At 59.6% G+C, this 20,420-nt stretch carries 17 protein-coding genes and 1 pseudogene; 6 read left to right on the top strand and 12 right to left on the bottom strand.

Going from position 1 to position 20,420, the window contains the following annotated elements; all coding sequences use genetic code 11:
* The first annotated feature begins 76 nt into the window (after nt 1–76).
* The 5 genes from ACP148_RS00585 (at nt 77) to ACP148_RS00605 (ending at nt 6,578) form a co-directional block, all read left to right on the top strand.
* Nucleotides 77–835, top strand: a complete 759-nt coding sequence (locus tag ACP148_RS00585) for a lytic transglycosylase domain-containing protein (protein WP_421950091.1) — start codon at nt 77–79, stop codon at nt 833–835.
* A 244-nt stretch (nt 836–1,079) separates the two neighbouring features.
* Entirely contained in the window at nt 1,080–2,819 is a 1,740-nt protein-coding gene (locus ACP148_RS00590) for a relaxase/mobilization nuclease domain-containing protein (protein WP_421950090.1), read from the top strand.
* A gap of 229 nt (nt 2,820–3,048) precedes the next feature.
* Nucleotides 3,049–4,347, top strand: coding sequence for a cytochrome b (locus ACP148_RS00595; protein WP_421950089.1), 1,299 nt, complete (start codon nt 3,049–3,051; stop codon nt 4,345–4,347).
* A gap of 178 nt (nt 4,348–4,525) precedes the next feature.
* On the top strand, nt 4,526–5,629 hold the full coding sequence (locus tag ACP148_RS00600) for a M23 family metallopeptidase (RefSeq protein WP_421950088.1): 1,104 nt from the start codon (nt 4,526–4,528) through the stop codon (nt 5,627–5,629).
* 235 nt (nt 5,630–5,864) lie between these two features.
* On the top strand, nt 5,865–6,578 hold the full coding sequence (locus ACP148_RS00605; RefSeq protein WP_014131974.1) for a phosphatase PAP2 family protein: 714 nt from the start codon (nt 5,865–5,867) through the stop codon (nt 6,576–6,578).
* Nucleotides 6,579–6,648: 70 nt separating this feature from the next.
* On the opposite strand, the gene ACP148_RS00610 is transcribed toward ACP148_RS00605, so the two are convergent.
* Nucleotides 6,649–6,903, bottom strand: a complete 255-nt coding sequence (locus ACP148_RS00610) for a DUF2171 domain-containing protein (RefSeq protein ID WP_014131973.1) — start codon at nt 6,901–6,903, stop codon at nt 6,649–6,651.
* 381 nt (nt 6,904–7,284) lie between these two features.
* Between ACP148_RS00610 and ACP148_RS00615 the strand changes: the two genes are divergently transcribed.
* Nucleotides 7,285–8,052, top strand: a complete 768-nt coding sequence (locus ACP148_RS00615; protein WP_421950087.1) for a hypothetical protein — start codon at nt 7,285–7,287, stop codon at nt 8,050–8,052.
* Between the two features lie 495 nt (nt 8,053–8,547).
* Here the strand turns inward: ACP148_RS00615 and ACP148_RS00620 are convergent, their stop codons facing one another.
* The 11 genes and pseudogenes from ACP148_RS00620 to ACP148_RS00670 all read right to left on the bottom strand — a co-directional run.
* Nucleotides 8,548–9,276, bottom strand: a complete 729-nt coding sequence (locus ACP148_RS00620) for a cytochrome c biogenesis CcdA family protein (RefSeq protein WP_421950086.1) — start codon at nt 9,274–9,276, stop codon at nt 8,548–8,550.
* Nucleotides 9,277–9,360: 84 nt separating this feature from the next.
* Entirely contained in the window at nt 9,361–10,113 is a 753-nt protein-coding gene (locus ACP148_RS00625; RefSeq protein ID WP_421950085.1) for a cytochrome c oxidase assembly protein, read from the bottom strand.
* Nucleotides 10,114–10,285: 172 nt separating this feature from the next.
* Nucleotides 10,286–11,098, bottom strand: coding sequence for a phosphonate ABC transporter, permease protein PhnE (gene phnE / locus ACP148_RS00630; RefSeq protein WP_421950084.1), 813 nt, complete (start codon nt 11,096–11,098; stop codon nt 10,286–10,288).
* Nucleotides 11,095–11,874, bottom strand: coding sequence for a phosphonate ABC transporter ATP-binding protein (locus tag ACP148_RS00635; RefSeq protein ID WP_421950083.1), 780 nt, complete (start codon nt 11,872–11,874; stop codon nt 11,095–11,097). The genes phnE and ACP148_RS00635 overlap by 4 nt, the downstream gene beginning before the upstream one ends.
* Nucleotides 11,875–11,879: 5 nt before the next feature.
* The gene (locus ACP148_RS00640; RefSeq protein WP_421950082.1) at nt 11,880–12,785 is read right to left on the bottom strand and encodes a phosphate/phosphite/phosphonate ABC transporter substrate-binding protein; all 906 of its coding nucleotides are present in this window, start codon (nt 12,783–12,785) and stop codon (nt 11,880–11,882) included.
* On the bottom strand, nt 12,760–14,643 hold the full coding sequence (locus ACP148_RS00645; protein ID WP_421950081.1) for a cytochrome c peroxidase: 1,884 nt from the start codon (nt 14,641–14,643) through the stop codon (nt 12,760–12,762). The genes ACP148_RS00640 and ACP148_RS00645 overlap by 26 nt, the downstream gene beginning before the upstream one ends.
* A gap of 397 nt (nt 14,644–15,040) precedes the next feature.
* Entirely contained in the window at nt 15,041–15,505 is a 465-nt protein-coding gene (locus tag ACP148_RS00650) for a cytochrome c-type biogenesis protein (RefSeq protein ID WP_421950080.1), read from the bottom strand.
* Nucleotides 15,502–17,484: a heme lyase CcmF/NrfE family subunit gene (locus tag ACP148_RS00655; RefSeq protein WP_421950079.1), complete on the bottom strand. Its 1,983-nt coding sequence runs from the start codon at nt 17,482–17,484 to the stop codon at nt 15,502–15,504. Before ACP148_RS00655 ends, ACP148_RS00650 begins: the two co-directional genes overlap by 4 nt.
* 100 nt (nt 17,485–17,584) lie before the next feature.
* The gene (gene ccmI / locus ACP148_RS00660; RefSeq protein ID WP_421950078.1) at nt 17,585–18,670 is read right to left on the bottom strand and encodes a c-type cytochrome biogenesis protein CcmI; all 1,086 of its coding nucleotides are present in this window, start codon (nt 18,668–18,670) and stop codon (nt 17,585–17,587) included.
* Between the two features lie 25 nt (nt 18,671–18,695).
* Complete coding sequence (locus ACP148_RS00665) at nt 18,696–19,280, bottom strand: DsbE family thiol:disulfide interchange protein (protein ID WP_421950077.1); 585 nt, start codon at nt 19,278–19,280, stop codon at nt 18,696–18,698.
* Between the two features lie 403 nt (nt 19,281–19,683).
* Nucleotides 19,684–20,316, bottom strand: a pseudogene (locus tag ACP148_RS00670) (IS5 family transposase); the annotation flags it as partial.
* Nucleotides 20,317–20,420 lie beyond the last annotated feature (104 nt).

Consider the following 20,420-nt stretch of genomic DNA (forward strand, 5'->3'; position numbering starts at 1 on the left):
AGCCATCGCGCGCAGGGCCGGTCAAGGGCGCCCCCCGGCCGGCGCTTGCGCCTTGCCCTTGAGGGGTGCGAGCACGGTGGCGGGATTGTTGCTGGTCGGGACCGAAAGCCGTGCGGGATTTATCGTTCGGCGTGCATTCATGCTCGCCGTTGTGAGCGGTATGATCGGCATCGCGTCCGTCATGCCCGTGCAGGCCCAGGACGTTCCGGCACACCTCGAAGCGGTCGATCCCTTCGCGATCCCGATCGCCGAAGCATCGTTCCGCTTCGCCATTCCCGAGCACTGGATACGCGCCGTCATCACCGCCGAGAGCAGCAACGAGCCGTCCGCCGTCTCTCCCAAGGGCGCTATCGGGCTGATGCAGGTGATGCCGGCGACCTATGACGAGTTGCGCGAACGTTATCATCTCGGGCCCGACCCGCTGCATGTCCGTGACAACATCATTGCGGGCACCGCCTATCTGCGCGAGATGCTCGATCGGTTCGGACCGGACGGGTTTCTCGCCGCCTACAATGCCGGTCCCGGACGTTATGAGGAGTATCTGTCCGGTGCGCGCGAACTGCCGGCCGAGACGCTGGCTTACGTCGAAACTCTTGCCACCGTCATCGCCGAAGCGCACGAATCTCGCGCACATTCCGCGCTGGTCGGCGGCACCTTCGACGTGCTCGAAACCACATCCGTCGACAATCCTTCTGCATCCGCGTTGTCCGTCCCGCTGCAACGCATCGTCGATCTGACTGCGCTCCAGCCGTCAACCGGCCGTCCGTCCGATGCCGATCTTTACGCCGCACCGATCTTTGTTCCGGTCAATTCCCGTCCGGGGAGCGCCCCATGATCGGCTTCGCGGAGTATCGCATTGGGGCGCAGCCAGGGGCACAAGAGCGGAAGGGCCGGCAGGGAGGGGGCAACAAGCTGGGGTCATGGCAAGATAAAAGCCGCACGGTGCGGCACGGTCGGGGGTGCGGGAGCCAGGGGGTTTCCAAGCCAATATCGCACCGTACTGGCCGATATCGCACTGTGCGCCATCGCGATTTCGCGTTGCTTTTGAGTCCATTTCGCACCGTGCGGAGATTTCGGCCATGAGCAAGGATCGCGACTTCAAGGTTCGGCCGGGACGCATCCGCTCGCGTGCCAGCCAGAGAATGCGGCCCTTCATCGCCCAGGCGCTCGCGGCTGCCACGCGAGCCGGCGGCAGCCGCGGGCGGGGCAACGGCTTCGGGTCGTCGGGCTCCTCCAACTTCGGGCGCGGTCGCACCGCCAATGTTGTGGCCAATCGCCTCATCATGCGCCGCAGCCGGGTTGCCGTGGTCAAGGCGCGGGTTGTCCGCAACGGCGGCTCAGGGGCACGCGCCTCGCGCCATCTCGATTACCTCCGGCGCGAGGGTGTCACTCGCGACGGCAAGAAGGCAATCCTGTTCGGCCCCGAGACCGACCATGCCGACGCCGGCGACTTTGCCGAGCGCTGCGCCGACGACCGGCACCATTTCCGTTTCATCGTCTCACCCGAGGACGCGGGGGACCTGAACGACCTCAAGGGCTTTACCCGCGAGCTTATGGACCAGATGCAGAAGGACGTCGGCACCGATCTCGAATGGGTGGCGATCGATCATTGGAATACCGAGCATCCACACATCCATGTCCTCGTGCGCGGCGTAGCCGACACCGGCGAGGATCTGGTGATCTCGCGCGACTATATCCGCTCAGGGTTGCGCGACCGGGCGCGCGATCTCATCACTCAGGAACTTGGGCCCCGCACCGATCTCGACATTCGCGCCAGCCTCGAGCGGCAGACGGGAGCCGACCGCTGGACCGACCTCGACCGCCAGTTCCTGCGCGAAGGCGGTGAGAACCGCATCGTCGATCTCGCGCCCAAGCCCGGCGAGCGGCCGGACCAGTATCATGCCTTCAAGGCCGGCCGGATACGCACGCTCGAAAGCTTCGGCCTGGCTCATCCGGTCGGCGGCCAGCAATGGCAAATCGCAGAGGAAGCCGAATCCACATTACGCGAACTGGGCGAGCGCAACGACATCATCAAACGGATGCATAAGGCGCTCGCCGACCGAGGTATTGAGCGCGCCGTGTCCGACTATACGCTCGCAAGCGCGGGCGGCGACAGCCCGGTCATCGGCAGGATGGTTGATCGCGGCCTGCATGATGAACTGACCGGGGAAGCCTATGCGGTGATCGATGGCACCGACGGGCGCACTCACCATATCCGCTTCCACGATCTTTCCGCCACCGGCGACGGCGGGCTCGGCTCTATCGTCGAGCTGCGCACCTACACCGATTCCAGGGACAATGTTCGAACCGCACTGGCGGTGCGCTCGGACCTGTCTATCGCGGACCAGATCAAGTCCGATGGCGCCACCTGGCTCGACCGCCAACTCGTGCCCGGCGATCCGGCCGGGTTCGGCGGCGGCTTCGGCGCCGAGGTGCAGCAGGCGCTCGAGGCACGCACCGATCACCTGATTGAGGAGGGCCTGGCCCGGCGCGAGGGTCAGCGCATTGTCTTCGCCCGTAGTCTTCTCGCCACCTTGCGGCGCCGCGAGTTGGACGCGCTTGGGGAACGGCTGGCCGCAGAGACGGGTAGCCCGTTCCAGAAAGCGGCATCGGGAGAGTATGTGGCCGGCACCTATCGCCAGCGTTTCGCGCTCGCTTCGGGCCGCGTGGCGATGATTGACGATGGACTGGGGTTCAAGCTCGTGCCCTGGACACCATCGGTCGAGCAGCATCTCGGCAAGCACATCTCGGGCGTCGCGCGCAGCGACGGCGGCATCGATTGGAGCTTCGGACGAAAGAGAACTTTGGGTCTGAGCTAAGTCGGTTTCGACCTGGGCACGTGGGGAAGTGCCGCGCAAAGAGCATGTTCAGTGCGACATTCCGCGACATCGCACATCCTTATCGCAACAGGCTTAGTTTCGCAGTGGAATGATGTTCGTTCGGCCGAGATCGACATTCTCACATACTAAAGACACGGACGGCCCGCGCGCTACCAAGAAAAATGACCTAGGCATCAGGCGGAAACGCAGAAAAAAGGACTCGAGAACTTTGGCGGCATCGAGCGACTCGAAAGCAACGACCCACTCTGGCGGCTACGTGCCCGGCACCAGGATCGAACGCTGGCTCGATGAAAGGCTTCCGATCCTTAGGTTCTCTAAAGAGCACCTGATGGATTTCCCCACCCCAAAGAACCTCAATTACTGGTGGACCTTCGGGGGCATCCTGGCCTTCATGCTCGTGGTGCAGATCGCGACAGGCGTTGTTCTTGTCATGCACTACACTCCGAACGTGGATATGGCCTTTGCTTCGGTCGAGCAGATTCGTCGTGACGTCAACTATGGGCGCATCATCCAGGGTACCCATGCGGTGGGTGCTTCGATGTTCTTCTTTGCCGCTTATGTCCATATGTTTCGCGGCCTCTACTACGGGTCCTACAAAGCGCCGCGCGAGATTATCTGGATGCTCGGGGTGATCCTGTTCATCCTGCTTATGGCCACAGCCTTCATGGGGTATGTGCTGCCGTGGGGCCAGATGAGCCTCTGGGGTGCCACGGTGATCACCGGTATCTTCTCTGCAATCCCGATCGTAGGCGAGCCGATCCAGACGCTGCTTCTCGGCGGGTTCTCGGTCGCCAATCCGACTCTCAACCGCTTCTTCTCACTGCACTATCTGCTGCCATTTATCATCGCGGCGGTCGTCGTCCTGCACATCTGGGCGCTGCACGTTCCGGGCAATAACAACCCCACCGGGGTCGAGGTGAAAGAGAGCCGCGATGCGCTGCCCTTCCACCCCTACTATACGATGAAGGACCTTTTCGCGATCGTTGTCTTCCTGATCCCGTTCGCCTGGTTCGTGTTCTTTGCCCCTGATATCTTGGGGCATGCCGACAACTACATCCCGGCCAATCCGCAGGTTACTCCAGCCTACATCGTGCCCGAATGGTACCTTCTGCCCTTCTACACCATGCTGAGGGCAATAGATTTCAACGTCCTGTTCATCGATTCCAAGCTGGGTGGGGTCATCGTGATGTTCGGGTCGCTCTTGTTCCTGTTCGTCCTGCCGTGGCTCGACACATCCAAGGTACGCTCGGGAACGTTCCGCCCACTGTTCAAGCCGTTCTTCTGGCTGTTTGTCGTTAATTTCATCGCACTGGCTTATCTGGGCGCGCAGCCTGCCGAGGGGATCTATGTTCTCCTCGCCAAAGTGACGACGGCATACTATTTCGCCTACTTCCTCGTCATATTGCCGATCTTGGGGCGTATCGAAAAACCCGCACCCTTGCCTGCAAGTATATCGCAAAGCGTATTGGGCGAGAGAGGTAATGGGCCGAATGAAAAAGTTGCGTAAGTTCGGGCTGAGAAGTGATCTCCGAGGCGTCACTGCGCCGTGATGGCCGTACGGACCCAGAATTCCACCTACGCCAAAGAGATGAAATTCCTGAAAATGTGATCTGCTCAGGCGGGGGCATTTCCATTTCGTTAACCATAGCGAACGATTTTGTCCGGAGTACTCAGGAGTCGTCGTCGTGAGCGGTCGTGCATCATCATATCAAACGCTCGCCTGTTGGGGGGTGCTTGGCGGGCTGCTTCTCACCAATGTGCTCACATTCACGATACTCCTCAACAATGAGGACCTTAGCGATTTCTGGAACAACCGAAGTTCCGTGGTGCTGAGGGCCTATGAAGACCGCATCGCCGAGTTGAGCACGAATGTTGACCGGCTTCGATCCAGAGAAATCGCGAACTCCGGAACAGCGACTCTTAGAGGTCAGGAATTGGTTGAACGCCAGGCACAGCTGGAAGATCAGCTCTTGGCGATAGAGATGCTTGCGAAGACGGCACTGGCTCCTGAGCTGGTACCATTCCCCCAGTCGAATGAAAGCCCAGTCCTTTCGGCGACGGGTGGAGCGAGCCCTGCTGAGCAGCTTGACATTCTTGAAGCGAACTTAAGAGCAATGGAAGAAGAGATCGGAGACTCGGTGACGCTCCTTTCCGAGGTGATGGACCGATCAGTCGAGACGATCGTAGCAGAGTTGAGGCGCGTCGGCCATGAGCCGACTCTAAGCGAGTTGGCCATAGGCGGTCCATTTTTGGATGCTAGCGATTTTCCATCAAGTTCCGATACCCCTGATATGGTCGATATCCTCACTGCCATGGCTCGCTTGGAGGAAGCGCGCAGGGCCATGGACGATGTACCAATTCATCGACCGATTGAAACTACACGCATCAGCTCTAACTTCGGTCTGCGCCAAGATCCTTTCACCGGCCAATCCGCATTTCACTCCGGCATCGACTTTCCAGCTCCGACTGGCACGCCGATCCTGAGCGCGGGCCGCGGGACCGTCACTTTTGTTGGTTGGAAGGGCGACTACGGCAGAGTGGTCGAAGTAACCCACGCCTCGGGCCTGATGTCGCGCTACCCTCATCTTTCGCGAGCACTGGTTGACCAAGGGGACGAGGTAGAGGCGGATATGGTGATCGCGCTCGTCGGCTCCACTGGCCGGTCGACCGGACCCCATCTGCATTTTGAAATTCGTAATGAGAGCAGCGCAATCGATCCTTCTCCATACCTGGCTGCTGGCAGGCGTCTAGAAGTATTCGATCCGTGGTTCACGACCGCATCACGGTAATATGAGGCGGGTAATTTGTTCTCTCCATCTGCGGCAAAATTGCAGTGGCGGTCCCATAGGTAAAGAAGGTAGCAAGATGCACGTTCTCGCGGAAGGCGTCCGTCATTGAGGTTGCAGGATGGAAAAAGCCCAAGAGCTTTCTAGAAGCCGATGGCCACTTGCTACCGGTTGGAACCGCTTAGTTGCCCCGGCGAGTGCAACGTCTCCGTCGCTTCGCGCTCCACTCGAGCGTCCGTTGGTCATTCTCGCGCTATTGTTTGCTCTTTCGCTGTGGACCATATTCAATGTCGATCGTCCGATTGCGATCTGGATGCGTGCTTTCCCCGAGGAGTTGTCCGCCCTCGCTAATCACATCACACGGCTGGGTGCAGGCGTGGAAGTGCTCGTAGGCTCGGGCGCGCTGCTCATCCTTTTGGCTTTCCTGCCCAGAGCGCGGTTGCGTCGCCGGATCGTGGTGGGCGCCAACGCCGTTGTGGCAGCGGCAGGGTTTGTTTTTCTATCGGTTGCTGGCGGCGGACTCGCTGTACTGATTACGAAATACTCGATTGGCCGTGCCCGGCCCGCGGTGTCGCAAGGGGAGGATCCGCTTGACTTCCAGGTGTTCGCCCTCAACCCCGACTACGCCGCCTTTCCCTCTGGCCATGCCACGACCGCTGGCGCCATGGCCATGGCACTTGCACTGGTATTCCCCAGGTTCCGGTCGATTTTCATTTCCATCGGCATTCTGATCAGCCTATCCCGGCAATTGGTCGGCGTTCACTGGCCAAGCGACACGATAATGGGGTGGGCGGTAGGGGTCGGCTTTACCTTCTGGCTTGCCCATATCTTCGCTCGTCGCCGCTTGCTTTTCGTCTATGGCGAGGACGGCTCCCTGCGGCCAAGGCTGGCCGGCATGCCGCTCGTGTCCCTTCTGCTGAGAAACGCACGAAGAACGGCTGCGCCCGGTTAGCCCTATCCAGAGAGATGCGCCGCCACGCCCAAAATCAGGGGCCTTGGTACCAATTCGCATTGAACACAGTTTAGTCGGCTGGCGATCCGTCGGTTTCCTCATCCAGCAAGACGGCATTAGCGCCGGTGGCCGAAAGGCGAACGGTATTGTCTTCCACGATGGCCACGATGCCGCCTGGGATGTAGTGCTTGTGGCCTGCGTGCGACCCAATGTCGACGGCTTCCAACCGAATACGGTCCCCATCCACCGATGCGACCGTACCCACCGGCGCACCGTCGGCACCAAGAACTTCCATTCCAGCTTTGATGCCCGAAAGGTCGTACATCACACTTCTCCTTCAGATAATCCAAGTCTTCTTGCGGCAGTAGGCGCGAGCACGCTTGTGCACTTCTATGTTAGCAGCAAACCATATCCTGCAAAATGCCCAACCATCGTGAACAGGTGGCCGGGTGGGGTGGGTCTGACGTGGTCTAGTCACCATCAGACTTGTCGACGGCTGTCCGCACCGGCGGAAGCGATGAGAAGACGTATTCCGAGAAATTGGCAGAACGCCGCTTTGTGAGTTACAGGATGCTTGACGGCGTGAATGTTCGCGCCGCATGCAGCAATGCCAACTGCGTGAGCCGGCAGCGTGTGAAACTGCGACGGCAAGAGATCGGTAACGCCGAGCCAGTATGGTTAGCTGGCACTTACTCCGGTGATCCCCATGCCCCTCGCAATCGCATATGTCAGTCGCGTAGTTGTCGTATTTTTTGCCACCTTGGCGCTGGCAGCATGCAGTCAGTACATGGGCGACAATCGCCATAACGTTCCGCTGCCGCCAGAGCTCCTCCAACGGATGGCCGAAATCAACTCCTCGCCATCTTACCCGATGATGATACGCCTTTATAAACAGACTTCGACGCTGGAGGTTTGGAAACGAACCAGCGACGGCACATACAGACTCTTGAAGACATACGACATATGCAAATGGTCAGGGGAACTAGGGCCAAAATTCCGTGAAGGCGATCATCAATCGCCGGAGGGCTTCTACGACGTAACACCCGACTTGATGAACCCGAACTCTTCCTACTGGCTATCGTTCAACGTCGGTTTTCCGAACAAATTTGATCAGGCTTGGGAGCGCACTGGAACAAACTTGATGATTCATGGGGACTGTCTGTCAGTTGGCTGCTACGCCATGACCGACGATGGCATCAAGGAGATTTTCGCACTTGCCCGGGAAACATTCAGAGGCGGCAATCGATCCTTCCAACTACAGTTGCTGCCCTTTCCGATGACGGAAGCTAACATCCAGGCGAACGCATCGAGCCCTCATGTTGATTTTTGGCGCAATCTCAAAGAAGGCGCGGATATCTTCGACAACACAGGAATCCCGCCGACCTGGGATGTCTGCGAGAGGCGTTATGTCTTCAACGTGAATGATCCTCGCGTCTCCCCTCTTGATCCCCTGGGGCCTTGTCCAATTTCGTGATCAGCGGAGCAGAACCAAATTGGCAAACCAACACTTTGGCAAAATAATCTGCGTTTGCCCTTGCTGCTGTAGCGACTAGAGGATGTACAATTCTCCAACGACTGTTGGAGAACCAGGCATATGAACGGAAACCTTGTCGCTTATTTTCCGGCGCCAGATAGAAAAAACTACATTACAAATAGGCTCGCCGACATGTGGATTACGGCGCCGGCCAAGTCATCATTCTATCAGGATGAGCCTCCTTTAGGCGTGCAGGCGCCCGATGTCAGATAAGCCGCCGCTGGGATTGCGTCTCTTTCATTTGCTCCTTTGGGGGTTTTTCGTCGTTGCCATTCTATGGTACGTGGCCGCCCCTCTTGTGGTTCGCTTTTTAACATAGTTGCCGGAAATCATGCGTGGGGACATGGCTGCCAGACAGCAGCGGTTGGTTCCTCACCGCTGTCGGTGATGCACTCAAGTCTCACGAAGGTAGTTTCCCTCGCCTCCCGGATTCCTTTATCCTATACGTGCGAAGACCGGAAAGCGCTCGAGAAGCCAAAAAGCAAATGCGGACATCTGGCCGGTGATCATCGCCAGTCCCATAAGGATCATCACTATCCCGGCGAGGATCTGTAGCACCCGGCCCAGCCGGCGCATGTGCTTGAGCCTTGCCGCCAAGCTGTCTGCAAAGGTGGCGGTGAGCAGAAATGGCACACCAAGACCCGCCGAATAGATCGAGAGCAGCAGGATGCCACTTCCTGCCGCGTCTGACGTCGCGCTCACGGTGAGGATTGCCCCAAGGATCGGGCCAATGCAGGGCGTCCAGCCGAAGCCGAACGCCAACCCCAAGACATAGGCGCCAGCCGGCCCCCCACCTTTCAGGGCACCATGATATCGAAGATCCTGAGAGAGCCATGGCAACCCAACGAGACCGGTCGTAAAAACGCCGAACACGATGACGATCGCGCCCCCGACAATGTTGGCTTCGTAGCGCCACGAAAGCAGCAGCCTGCTGAGCGCTGTGGCGCTCGCTCCGAGCGCAATAAAAATCGTAGCAAATCCGGCGACAAAACAGAGGCTCAGGAGCAAGGCGTTCGAGCGCGCCGCTACGCCGCTACGGTCCATATTGCCTGTGATGTAGGAAACATATCCCGGCACCAGGGGAAGCACGCAGGGTGAAAGAAACGAAACCATGCCTGCAAACAGTGCCGCCAAGACCCCGATACTGGCAATCTCAAAGCCCATTTGTAGAATCGTTCTTCTGGCTCCGCATCAGATCGCTGCGGGCATCCAGGCCATCAGCGATTCGGGCATTTATAGGCTTGGAGATCATACGGAGGTTTCAGGATGTTTGGTGTCGTCGCTGCTCATGAACCGCACCAGCAGCCACAACGCGACCGCGATATACGGAAACATCGCGGGAACCCACATCACCAAGCCTGCAAGTTGCTGGTCGCTGAGTGCAGAAATTCCGAACGGGTCAGTTGTCAAAAAGTGCGGTGGATAAATAGGTCTGCGTGCAAAAACCAATATGGCGCCGAGCAGGCCCATTTGTGCCACAAACGAAAGTAGCGCGAGTATGCTCGGCCCAAATGACCGTTCCGGGCTGAAGATTTCACGCCAGAACAGCCAGGAGGGGACAAGCAAGGTGAATTGCATCAGCCAGTACGGTAGCGCGCCGCCGATCGCCCACTCATAGGCCAATGGAGCGTGCCAGATCCATAACGTGATGGCGCTGAGCACCGTCAATAGTGCAAGTGGCAGCCGGGGTCCTCGCCGCCAAGGCAGCGCAATTGCGAGCAGGGGAGCCGTCACCGAGATCAGGATGACATGATGGGCTACTCGAACGGAGAACAACGCTACGGTCAAAGCGCAGATGGGCGAGAGGAAAGCAACGCCAACCAGGACAAGCGCCCCGAAAACTGCGGCCCTTCCTGCCGAATCCCTTCTACCTTGGGTGAACCACCCAATAGCGATCAAGACCATGAGAGCGATGGCAAAGGGGTCGAAATTCCATTGCAGCCAGATACTGTCCGGCACGGGCGGCGGGCCGCAATAGGAGTCGATTGGTTCAGCAATCATGGGATTTCTAGCTCTGACAGTTTGCCGCTGCTGAGCCTTTGAGCTGGCATGCGTTCGCTGCGCACCGGCCTACCGCTTAAATCTACTATAGCTATGCTCCTCAGTCATTCTTGGGGTTGGCAAGGAGCACATATAGCAATGCCGAAACGATGATCGCTTTGCCAGCAAGCCGTTAGCGTAGAAGGCCGCGGATGGCGTTGTTGACCAGTTCTATAACAACCACGAAGGCAATGACCACGATCGTCAGTGTCGCAACCCTATCGTATTGGAACGCACGCACATACATCTGGATGTAAAAGCCGATGCCGCCCGCCCCTACGACGCCCAGGATGAGGGATTCGCGCAGGTTCATCTCGAAGCGGAATAAGGTATCCCGAAGGACGTCCGGAGCGATCTGCGGCCACGCGCCGAAACGCAGCTTTTGAAGAAAGGTCGCGCCAGCGCTCTCCAGCGCCTCGATGGGGCTTGGATCGATGCTCTCGATGGCCTCGGCATAGAATTTCGCCAGCATCCCGGTGGCATGGAAGGCAATGGCGAGTATGCCGGGCAGCGCCCCCAGCCCCACGGCACCCACCATCAGCATGGCGACGAGGATCAGTGGCACGCCACGAATGACGGCGAGGACCGTCTTGAGCGGAACGTGGACGATCGCCGGGGTCAGGTTGCGTGCTGCCAGCAGGCCAAGAACGGCTGACAGAAAAATGCAGCCCACGGTCCCCAGGATCGCGATGCGCAGCGTCTCGGCCGAGGATTCGATGACCACCGGCAGCACCGAAAGATCGGGCGGCATCATCCTGCCCAAGAACTCGGCGATTCGCCCGCCGCTCTCGGCCAGGCGCGGCAGGTCGATCTCGCTGCCGCTCCATGACCACATGACGATCAGAACGATCATGACTGAGAGCAGGAACTGCCCCCAGGCACGTTGCCTGTCGCGATCTTGCGCGCGGTCGCCCACCGCAGTTCGCCTTTGGGATCTCGTCGTCATCGCGCGGCCGCCTCGTTCTGGCCCGTTGCGCGCGCGCCATAGATGCCGGCCAGTTGGGCTTCGTTCAGCGCGTCCGGGGGGCCGTCGAAAACGATGCGCCCCTCTTCGAGCGCGATGAAGCGATCCACGTATCCTGCGACCAACCCCGGCTGATGCGAGGACAGGACCAGTGTAGTCTCCGGGCTAGTGACGGCCCGGTGCAACAGCTCGAGAACTGCGCTGGCCCTTACGGGATCGAGACTGCTGACCGGCTCGTCGGCCAGCAGCAGGTGCGGTTCCTGCGCGAGGCACCGGGCGATGGCAACCCTCTGACGCTGGCCACCGCTGAGCCGATCGACGCGGCGGTCCGCGAAAACTTCCATTCCCACATCGCGTATTGCCTGATCGGTGATCCCGAAGTCGTCTGTCCCAAACCGGCCCATGAGAGACCAGAACGGATCGGCATGGCCCAGCCTACCGTTCAGCACGTTGTCCCGCGCGGTTCCTCGCTCGACCAGCGCGAATTCCTGGAAAACGAAGCCTACGCGGCGGCGCCACGCTCGGGGCGGTTTGCGGTTCGGACCACATGGGAGGCCGAGGACCTCACACTGCCCCGACCAGCCGCGCAGCCGTCCGCCGATGAGGCGCAGGAACGTGCTCTTGCCCGCGCCGGAGGCGCCGATCAGCGCCACGCGCTGTCCCATCGGTACGTGCAACTCGGCGATCGTCAGGACCGGCCGTCCCTCGCCCGGATACCGAAAACTCAGATCCCGAAGTGTGATCGCGTCGGACTTCATGAAAGCTATCTCAGCAAACCATAGGCCCTTGCCAGCGTTCTAACCTCCTCATAGGCGGCCAGATCCGCGACGACGTAGCCGTCCGGCCCGTAGACGTATTGCAGCAGATATCGCAGCTCCGGCTCGTTCAACCTCAGCATCGCGGCAACGAAGACCTCGCGTAGGTCAGGCGCCAGGTCACCGCGCGCAATGACGCTGTGCGAGGGGATCGGCCTGGATTCGGCGATCCATGTGACCTCGAGCTGCTGGTTCGGCGTCAGCAGCATATCAGCGTACTGGCTGGCGCCCGCTGCATCGACCAGCCCGTTCGCCACGGCCTGGATCGCCTGCTGATATCCGCCCGCGAAAAGAACGCGGTCGAAGAAGGCTCCCGGGTCGTCGCCGCGCTGGAACAGGCCCACTTCCGCGAAGAGATCCAGCGGATAGTAGTAGCCCGACTCTGAAATCGGATCGGCGAAGGCGATGGTCTTGCCGCGCAGGTCCGCGAGCTCGGCGATGCCGTTATCCCTGCGCACGAACACGCGCGCGGTATAATAGGGCCGGCCGAAATAGACCTCCTGCAGGATGGCCGTGGCGCCGGCATATTCATTGGCGAGGACATAGGGCAGCGCCCCCATGAAGGAGATGTCCGCATCGCCGTTGCGCAGGGCCTCGACCGCCGCCGCGTGATCGCTGGTCACGAAGCCGCGTACCGACATGCCGAGCTCCCCGCTCAGCCATTCGGTGATGATCCGGATGTCGCCTAGAAGCTTCTCGGGGTCCTCCTGTGGGACGAAGGCAAGCGTCAGGCCGTCTTCCGCCTGCGCCCACGCCATTGCAGGTGCGAGAGACAGGGCCGCCATCGACACCAGCAGCGATCGCCGTGCGGGAGAAAAGGGACGCGGCTCAGTACATGTCGTCATCATATGCATCCCTCATCTCTTGAAAGTCGTCCCAGAGCGTTTCGGCTTCGGACCAATTGCCGGCATTGACCGCCGTCCGCATGCCGTTGAGGATATCGACGAGTTCGAAAACCTGTGCTCGTGCTGTTGAGTTGAACATCCCCGTGGCGTCGAGCGCCAGATCGAGGGCGACGGTCTCGAGCATGAGGTTTGCGTTGACCGCGTCCCGGTTTATGGCGAGCGTGTCGAAAGTAGTCGCGAAGGTCGTCAACTCCTCCCAGGCAAGCCGGAAGACCGTGTCACGATCGTCGAACGTCTGGTACGGCTCGTCGGCCGCGCCGACGGTCTGGAGGTAGGCCACGAGGTCGTCCTGCTCTTGGTCTGCGAGGCCGAGCTCGAAACGCGTGTCGAACCAGTCCACCACACTGGCAAGAGTCGGCTGTGAACCGTCATGGAAGTAGGGTGCGGTGAAGTTGATCCCCAGCAGCGTGGGCGTATCTAAATAGCCGTCCATGGCGCCGCCGTAACCTTCCGAGCCGGAGCCGATGTTGTGCGATTGCCGATCGAGGAACGCCGAGGACGGTACATGGCACGACGCGCAGGACCGCCCGTCCATCTGCGCAAACGGTCTGCGGAAGAGCTCCTCCCCGCGCAGTTCGGCGGCCGTCGCTCCGTCTGTCAGGCGACCCATCCCATCGAGCCGCGCGTTCGGTAGGAAGTCGAACTCCAGCATGTAGGCGACCAGCGCATCGAGCTGGAACGGGGTCGGCTCGGGTCCCCCGAATTCGCTGACGATCACATTGCGGGTAAATTCCGACAGGCTGGCAAAGCGGCCGTCTCGCCCATAGGGTCCAGTGAAGCGTAGGCCGCGCAAAGTTGGGATGTCGAGGCTGCCACGACGCTGGTCGTTGAAAAGGGGATTGAAGAAGGAGCCGCGTACATCGACCGCACCCGGCTGATGGCTGATTCCGGGGATGAAGAAGCTCTGGTTGATGTCACTTCGGTTGTGGCACGTCGAGCACGTGATGCCCAATGACCGGGCGGGTTCGCCAAAGATGTTCGGGCTGTCGAAGAGCATGTCCCCGAACGCGATCAAAGCCAGCTCCGCCTCGTCGATGCCGCGCTCCTCGAAGTTCAGGACCAGTCGGGGCAACGGATCCTGATCGGCGAGGCTGGATCCGGGCGGCAGCCAGGCGGCGACTTGTACCTCACCACGGGAGGCGACAACGCTTTCCGGCAGGGGGGTCAATGTCCGTCTTTCGACAAAACTAGTCGGCTCGAAGTTTGCAGCGAGATAGGCATCGATCTCCGCCCTCGCTCGCTGGAAGGTCTCTTCGTCTGTGCCGATCACGTTGGCTCCCATGATGCCGGTCGTGCCGATCGCGCTCATCAGCTCGAGCCAGGCAAAGCCAAGGCGCCGGGCCGCTTCACGATCAGCCTCTTCGATGAACGATGCGAAGGCCCTGTAGTAGGCTTGCGCCTCCAGCGCCTTCTGCTGGGCCCTTCCCGGATCGGCTAGAGCCGCCGCGGTCTCGGCGAGCGCTGCTCTCGCGAGCCAGGAGACGGCTCGCGTTGATGCTTCGTAGAGAGCCTGACGGTTTTCCGAAGCGATAGCGTCGACGATCGCAACGTTCATATCTGCTGGCAAACCGTCAAAATAGGTACTGGCCGGTCGTTGGACGGCAGCGGCCGGATGCGGTTCCTCATAGGCTCTTCGGATCTCGTCCCACGGCGCTGGCACGAGATCTGCCATGAACAGCATGGTGCGATAAGCGGCGGCGGCAGGATGCCAGGGTTCCTCGGTGACGACCGTCGAGAAGGCCGTAGGCGCCCACAGCACCATGACCAGAAAGACTGCACTCCGCGACCTTCGAAAGACCCCGAGCATGATTGACTCCGCACAATTCCAATTTGCGAGTAATAATGCTATTGCGAAGCATTTGCAATAAGGATTGCTGTGTTGGTCCGGTTGTGCCTGTTGTCACGGTTACCGTGGCACTCGAAACCGCAGTCTATGCGAATCCTCGGCTATAGGAGGCTTGCAACCGTGATCTCGCCCGCTGCGGTCACGCTAACCCTGATCGGATATGCGGCAGAATCCGTTGTAGAGATCGTCGTGGTCGACCAATTGGAGCCGATCGCCCATTTACGTTGAAAGCCAGTCCGCCAGCCAACCCATCACAGTCACCGGAGCTTAATGGGAATGAAGTCGAAATGGCAGCTCTTTGGCCGAGGACAATTACCCTTTTACGACGACAAGACGGTCGGAGAACATCAATAGATGGCTATTCGCTTCGCAGTTGCTCCAGGATTTTGGCTTCTTCTGACGAAAGGCTTGGAGCGCCAGTTCGGATGTTTCGGCGCCTGGCAGCCAAAACGGCAAGCATGATAAAACTTGCCACCAATAAGATCGGCGTTGCTACCCACAGAAAGATGGTGTGACCAGCGAAAACCGGATTGAGCAGCACGAACTCACCATACCGCGCCACGACGAAATCATAGACCTCGGTGTCGGAATCCCCTGAGACCAGACGTTCACGTACGATTAGTCGCAAATCTCGGGCAAGGGGTGCATCCGAATCATCGATCGACTGGTTCTGACACACAAGGCAACGCAGATTGCTCGAGATGGCGCGGGCACGCTGTTCGAGGACCGGGTTGGCCAATACTTCGTCCGGCTGCACGGCTGGGACGGCTACGGGGGTTAGAAGCGCTCCGAGGGTTCCTATGAGAATGATCAACTTCCTCATGGGCGCGCCTCTACCGGCTTAGTCCTATTCCTGGCCACCGCAGGCGCCCCGATGCGCAGCCTCCGGTCGGTCAACGAGAGAAAACCCGCACCTGCCATGAAGAGCGTGCCCAGCCAGATCAAAAGGACAAACGGTTTGTGCCAAAGACGCACGACCCGGCCATCAGTACCGAAACGTTCTCCGAATTGAACGTACATTTGGCTCAACCCATATGTGCGGATTCCTGCCTCGGTGGTTGGCGTGCCGCTGACCGGATAGATCCGTCGCTCCGACGTTACCTCCCTCACTCCATCCCAGGGCGAGCGGATAGCGAAAGAACCGCGTTCGGCGGTGAAGTTCGGCCCGCCTACCTGGGTTTCACCCTGATAGGTCACCGAGTATCCAGAAATCTCGATGGTCTCGCCCGCACGCATTGATGTGACGATTTCAGTCTGGAACGCCGTGGCACAGACGATGCCGATGACCGATACTCCCACGCCGAAATGAGCGATTGCCGTCGACCAAGCCGTTCGCGGCAGACCTTTGAGACGTGCCCAGCTCTGTCTCGGTGCAACCCGGCCGGCCGCGATGCGATCGGCGATTTCGGCAATCGCGCCGACCATCACCCAAATGCCAATTCCGAGGCCAATCGGTGCGAGTGTTACAGGAAACCCCAGAAAGGCGAAGACGAGAAGAGCCAGCACCAGCGTGACCACTATGGCCGCAATGAGCCGCTGCCCAACCGCAACCAGATCACCGCGTTTCCAGGCAAGGAACGGCCCGAATGGGATCAGCAGCAGCAGCGGCACCATCAGCGCCCCGAAAGTCAGATCAAAAAACGGTGCTCCAACCGTGATGCGGGCGCCCGTAAAGGATTCTAGAACAAGAGGATAGAGCGTACCGATCAAAACACCTGTCGTTGCAGCAGCAAGGAAGACATTGTTCAGGATCAGCGCGCCTTCCCGACTGATTGGGGCAAAGAGGCCGCCGTGACGAAGTGAGGAAGCGCGCAGGGCAAAAAGCGTGAATGCCCCACCGATCAATGCGGCAAGCATCGCAAGAATGACTGTGCCGCGCGTGGGATCGGAAGCGAAGGCATGAACCGAGGTGAGAATGCCCGAGCGCACGAGGAAGGTGCCGAGCAGCGATAGCGAGAAGGTGACGATAGCCAGAAAGATTGTCCAGATCTTGAGCGCGTTGCGCTTTTCCATAACGACCGCCGAATGCAGCAGCGCGGTTCCCGCCAGCCACGGCATGAAGCTGGCGTTCTCCACCGGGTCCCAGAACCACCAGCCGCCCCAGCCGAGCTCGTAATAGGCCCAGTATGAGCCCATGGCGATACCGAGGGTGAGGAAAGCCCAACTCGCCAGCGTCCACGGTCGCACCCAGCGCGCCCACGCCGCGTCGATACGGCCTGAGATTAGCGCTGCGACGGCAAAGGAAAAGCAGATCGAGAACCCAACATAGCCCAGGTAGAGCAGCGGCGGATGCATTGCGAGGCCGATATCCTGAAGGATCGGGTTGAGCTCGGTTCCGTCGAGCGGCGCCGGATCGAGGCGCCAGAACGGGTTCGAGGTGAAGATCACGAAGGCCGAGAACGCCGCTACCATTAGCCCCTGGTTTGCCAAGACCAAGGTTCTGAGCTCGTTGGGAAGATTGCGTCCGAACGCAGCCACAGCAGACCCAAAAAGTGTGAGCGTCAGGACGAACAGCAGCATGGAGCCTTCGTGATTGCCCCATGTGCTGGTAAATTTGTAGAGCATCGGTTGGAGGGAGTTGGAGTGCTGTACGGCCAGCCGCAACGAGAAATCATCGCTCATGAAGGCTTGAACGAGCGCCGCGAAGGAAAACCCGACGAGACCGAATTGCAGAAGTGCTGCATGCTTCACGAAGCGTTGCGCCATTTCGTTGCCGCGCCAGAACGCAAAGCCGATTCCGGCCTGAGCGGCCGCAATCACGAAGGCGAGTATGAGTGCCAGATGCCCCAACTCGATCGTCATTTCCTATTCCTCCCCTGACCCACAATCGGCAATAGCTGAAACCCAACACCGCACGGTGGCAGGAATCGTCTGGCGCATCCTTTGGAGATCATTGTCATTTCTATTCTACCAACCCCAGATCCCGGCCGAAGTCCTTGAGCGCAAGACGATCCTGACCCGAAAGTACGGCCAGACCGCGCTGGAGATCCGATCTGGCTGCATCCGGGCCGTCCAGTTGATTGCGGGAACGCACCAACTGCATCCATTCGGCGAGGTTGCCCCCGGCGGTGTCGAGCCGGGTAGCCAACCCGTCGACCATGCCTCGTACGGCCTCAATGGTCTGGCCTTCCTGCCCGATGTCTTCGCCGCGTGTTCCCGCTTGCGCGGCGGCCAAGCCCGAGCGTGCGGTTTCAACCCAGGCCTCCTCGCCGGTTGCGATGGCCAGCAACTCGTCCCATAAGGCAACGGCCTCGCTATATTGACCCGAACGCGTCAACTCTCCCGCGAGATAAAACCGCGAGCGGACATGGAGCGGATCCGTGCTCATTGCGCTTTCAAGGAGCGCCAGCGTTTCTTCGCCGAAAGCTCCATCGTCGCCGAGAATCAGCGCTTCAGCGAGATTGGTTTGTCGGTCCGCCGTCGGCGGTTCGAGCGCCAGAAGACGGCGCCAGGCATTTGCCGCTTCCCCGTACCTGCCCTGATCCATGTAGATCGGCGCCAGAACCAACCAGCCGCGCACATCGTCGGGGGTTTCCGCCATTCGGGCCTCGACGGTGGCAATGGCAGCCTCAATATCGATGGCTGCAGCCTGAACGGGCGTTTCGCGCCCGACCAAAGGCGCGTTTGGAAGGTCGGCGCGACCTACCCAAGCATAAATCCCTAAAGCAACGAGTGCGATGGTCGGAAGGGTCGTCCAAATGGCCAGTTTGCCGCTTCGGGCTCTTGTGCTGCCAACATGATCCTTTTCCTGGCGGAGTACTTCGCGCGCGAGTTCGGCACGAGCTGCGGTCGCTTCATCAGCAGAAATCCTCCCAGTTTCATAATCGCGGTCTATCCCATCGAGCTGGTCACGGAAGAAGGCACGCATTGCATCCAGCGTCGCGCCCTTTTGCGGAGATGCAGGTCTCTTTCTTAGGCTCGGAGCCAGCACCGCGATGCTGCCGAGAACACCTAGAACTGCAAATGTCCAAAACAAATTCGCGCTCAAGTACGCCTCTCGGAACGGCTTCGGGTCATTGCGTGACCTGCGAAAACAGTGGCAAAATATCGTTCTGGATTGTCTGGTCGGTCAGGACCCCTATGTGCTTGTAGATGATAGTTCCCTCTGCATCGACTACAAACGTCTCTGGCACGCCGTAGACGCCCCATTCGATCGCAACGCGGCCGTCCACGTCAGCGCCGGTTCTCGTAAAGGGGTCGCCCAAGGCGTTGAGCCATTGGTCAGCGGCGGATGGATTGTCTTTGTAGTTAATCCCGTACACCGTGACCTGCCCCTCTTCTTTAAGCCGCATCAACAAAGGATGCTCTTCACGACAGGGCGCGCACCAAGACGCAAAGACATTTACCAAGCTCATCTCTCCGACCAAATCCTGGCTGGACAGACCGAACTCCCGCCCTGCAACAGGGGGTAGTGAGAAGGCCGGCACGGACTGCCCTATCAAAGCTGACGGAAGAGCAACCGGATCACGAGTCAGGCCCCAGCCGAACACAAGGACGAGAGCAGCCACGAACGCCAGCGGCACAAAGAGATACAGCGACCTGCTGCGTCTCGAGTCTGCCGCATTGTGCTCTCTCGAGATTTCCGAAGTGGGTGCCATTGATACGATCCAAAGAACCTAAAATAAGGCGCGTCACGAGCATCTTGCCTCCTAGAGCCGCTATAGGTTCAAGCAGAAAGTTAAGGTCTTTTTGCCGCATAGCCAAAATTTTTGGCTTCCACTCGCACTCTAGGCTGTAATTAAGATTTAATCATTTCAGCCACATTATGAGGCAGGCGATTTGACGAAGGCGATGAAGTTGGGAGCGAGTTTGTCGTAGTGACGAAGAAGCTCTCGATACTCCAGCGCTGCCGATAAGCAATTTTGTCTTGCCGGTGCTCATATTTGCGGTGGCGACGTGCTGGGATGTCCGGTTCGCAGCCTTCATCAAGAATGCGGTCATGCAGATGGTTGGTATCTTAGGCGCAGTCGGCGAGAACCTTGCCCTAGGGTCGAGACTCGCTCATAGCCAGTATGCGACTGCCGCTGCGAGCATGACGGCAGATAGATAGTTCCGGGCAAGCTTGTCGTATCGGGTTGCGACGCGGCGGAAGTCCTTGAGGCGGCAGAACATGGCCTCGACACGCCAGCGGTCTTTGTAGCGTTTCTCGTCGTGTTTGATTTTGCGCTTGCGGTTCTTGCGGCCAGGAATGACCGGGATCGTCTTCTGGTTGTGCAGAGTGGAACGAAGGCGGTTGGCATCATAGCCCCGGTCAGCAATGACCCTCTTCATGCCCATCGTGTGGGGGATGGGCAGATCGGCCCCCTTCATGTCCGAGGCATTGCCGGGCGTCAGGATGAGGCGGATCGGTCTGCCGATAACGTCGACGAGCGCATGGATCTTGGTGGTCCGGCCACCACGCGAGATGCCAATGGCATTGGCTCGCGCCCCCCCTTTTCCCCCGCCTGCACAGCGATGGGCTTTGATATAGCTGCTGTCGATCTGGGCGGTTTCCGCAATCCAGCCCTGTTCGGTCAGAGCCGCGAGAATGCGTGTCCATACGCCGCGGCGACTCCAGCGGTTCCAGCGATTGTAGACTGTTGTCGAGGGGCCATACTCGGCAGGACAATCAGCCCAGCGTCCGCCGCACTTAAGCGCGGCGATACGCCGCCCTGTCTAGGCATTCGAGCTTGACCGCATGCAAAAGGCTTGGTTTTCAATCGACGTTTTGCTGACGGCTGTCCCGCCTGTGTGAGTAT

The sequence above is a fragment of the Pelagibacterium sp. genome (assembly GCF_965249125.1).
GTDB lineage: Bacteria > Pseudomonadota > Alphaproteobacteria > Rhizobiales > Devosiaceae > Pelagibacterium.

Excerpts from the sequence above, each read along its gene's own strand:
- ACP148_RS00590 (WP_421950090.1), top strand. The coding sequence starts at position 1,080 with ATGAGCAAGGATCGCGACTTCAAGGTTCGGCCGGGACGCATCCGCTCG.
- ACP148_RS00610 (WP_014131973.1), bottom strand. The coding sequence starts at position 6,903 with ATGTACGACCTTTCGGGCATCAAAGCTGGAATGGAAGTTCTTGGTGCC.
- ACP148_RS00615 (WP_421950087.1), top strand. The coding sequence starts at position 7,285 with ATGCCCCTCGCAATCGCATATGTCAGTCGCGTAGTTGTCGTATTTTTT.
- ACP148_RS00620 (WP_421950086.1), bottom strand. The coding sequence starts at position 9,276 with ATGGGCTTTGAGATTGCCAGTATCGGGGTCTTGGCGGCACTGTTTGCA.
- ACP148_RS00625 (WP_421950085.1), bottom strand. The coding sequence starts at position 10,113 with ATGATTGCTGAACCAATCGACTCCTATTGCGGCCCGCCGCCCGTGCCG.
- phnE (WP_421950084.1), bottom strand. The coding sequence starts at position 11,098 with ATGACGACGAGATCCCAAAGGCGAACTGCGGTGGGCGACCGCGCGCAA.
- ACP148_RS00635 (WP_421950083.1), bottom strand. The coding sequence starts at position 11,874 with ATGAAGTCCGACGCGATCACACTTCGGGATCTGAGTTTTCGGTATCCG.
- ACP148_RS00640 (WP_421950082.1), bottom strand. The coding sequence starts at position 12,785 with ATGCATATGATGACGACATGTACTGAGCCGCGTCCCTTTTCTCCCGCA.
- ACP148_RS00645 (WP_421950081.1), bottom strand. The coding sequence starts at position 14,643 with ATGCTCGGGGTCTTTCGAAGGTCGCGGAGTGCAGTCTTTCTGGTCATG.
- ACP148_RS00650 (WP_421950080.1), bottom strand. The coding sequence starts at position 15,505 with ATGAGGAAGTTGATCATTCTCATAGGAACCCTCGGAGCGCTTCTAACC.
- ACP148_RS00655 (WP_421950079.1), bottom strand. The coding sequence starts at position 17,484 with ATGACGATCGAGTTGGGGCATCTGGCACTCATACTCGCCTTCGTGATT.
- ACP148_RS00665 (WP_421950077.1), bottom strand. The coding sequence starts at position 19,280 with ATGGCACCCACTTCGGAAATCTCGAGAGAGCACAATGCGGCAGACTCG.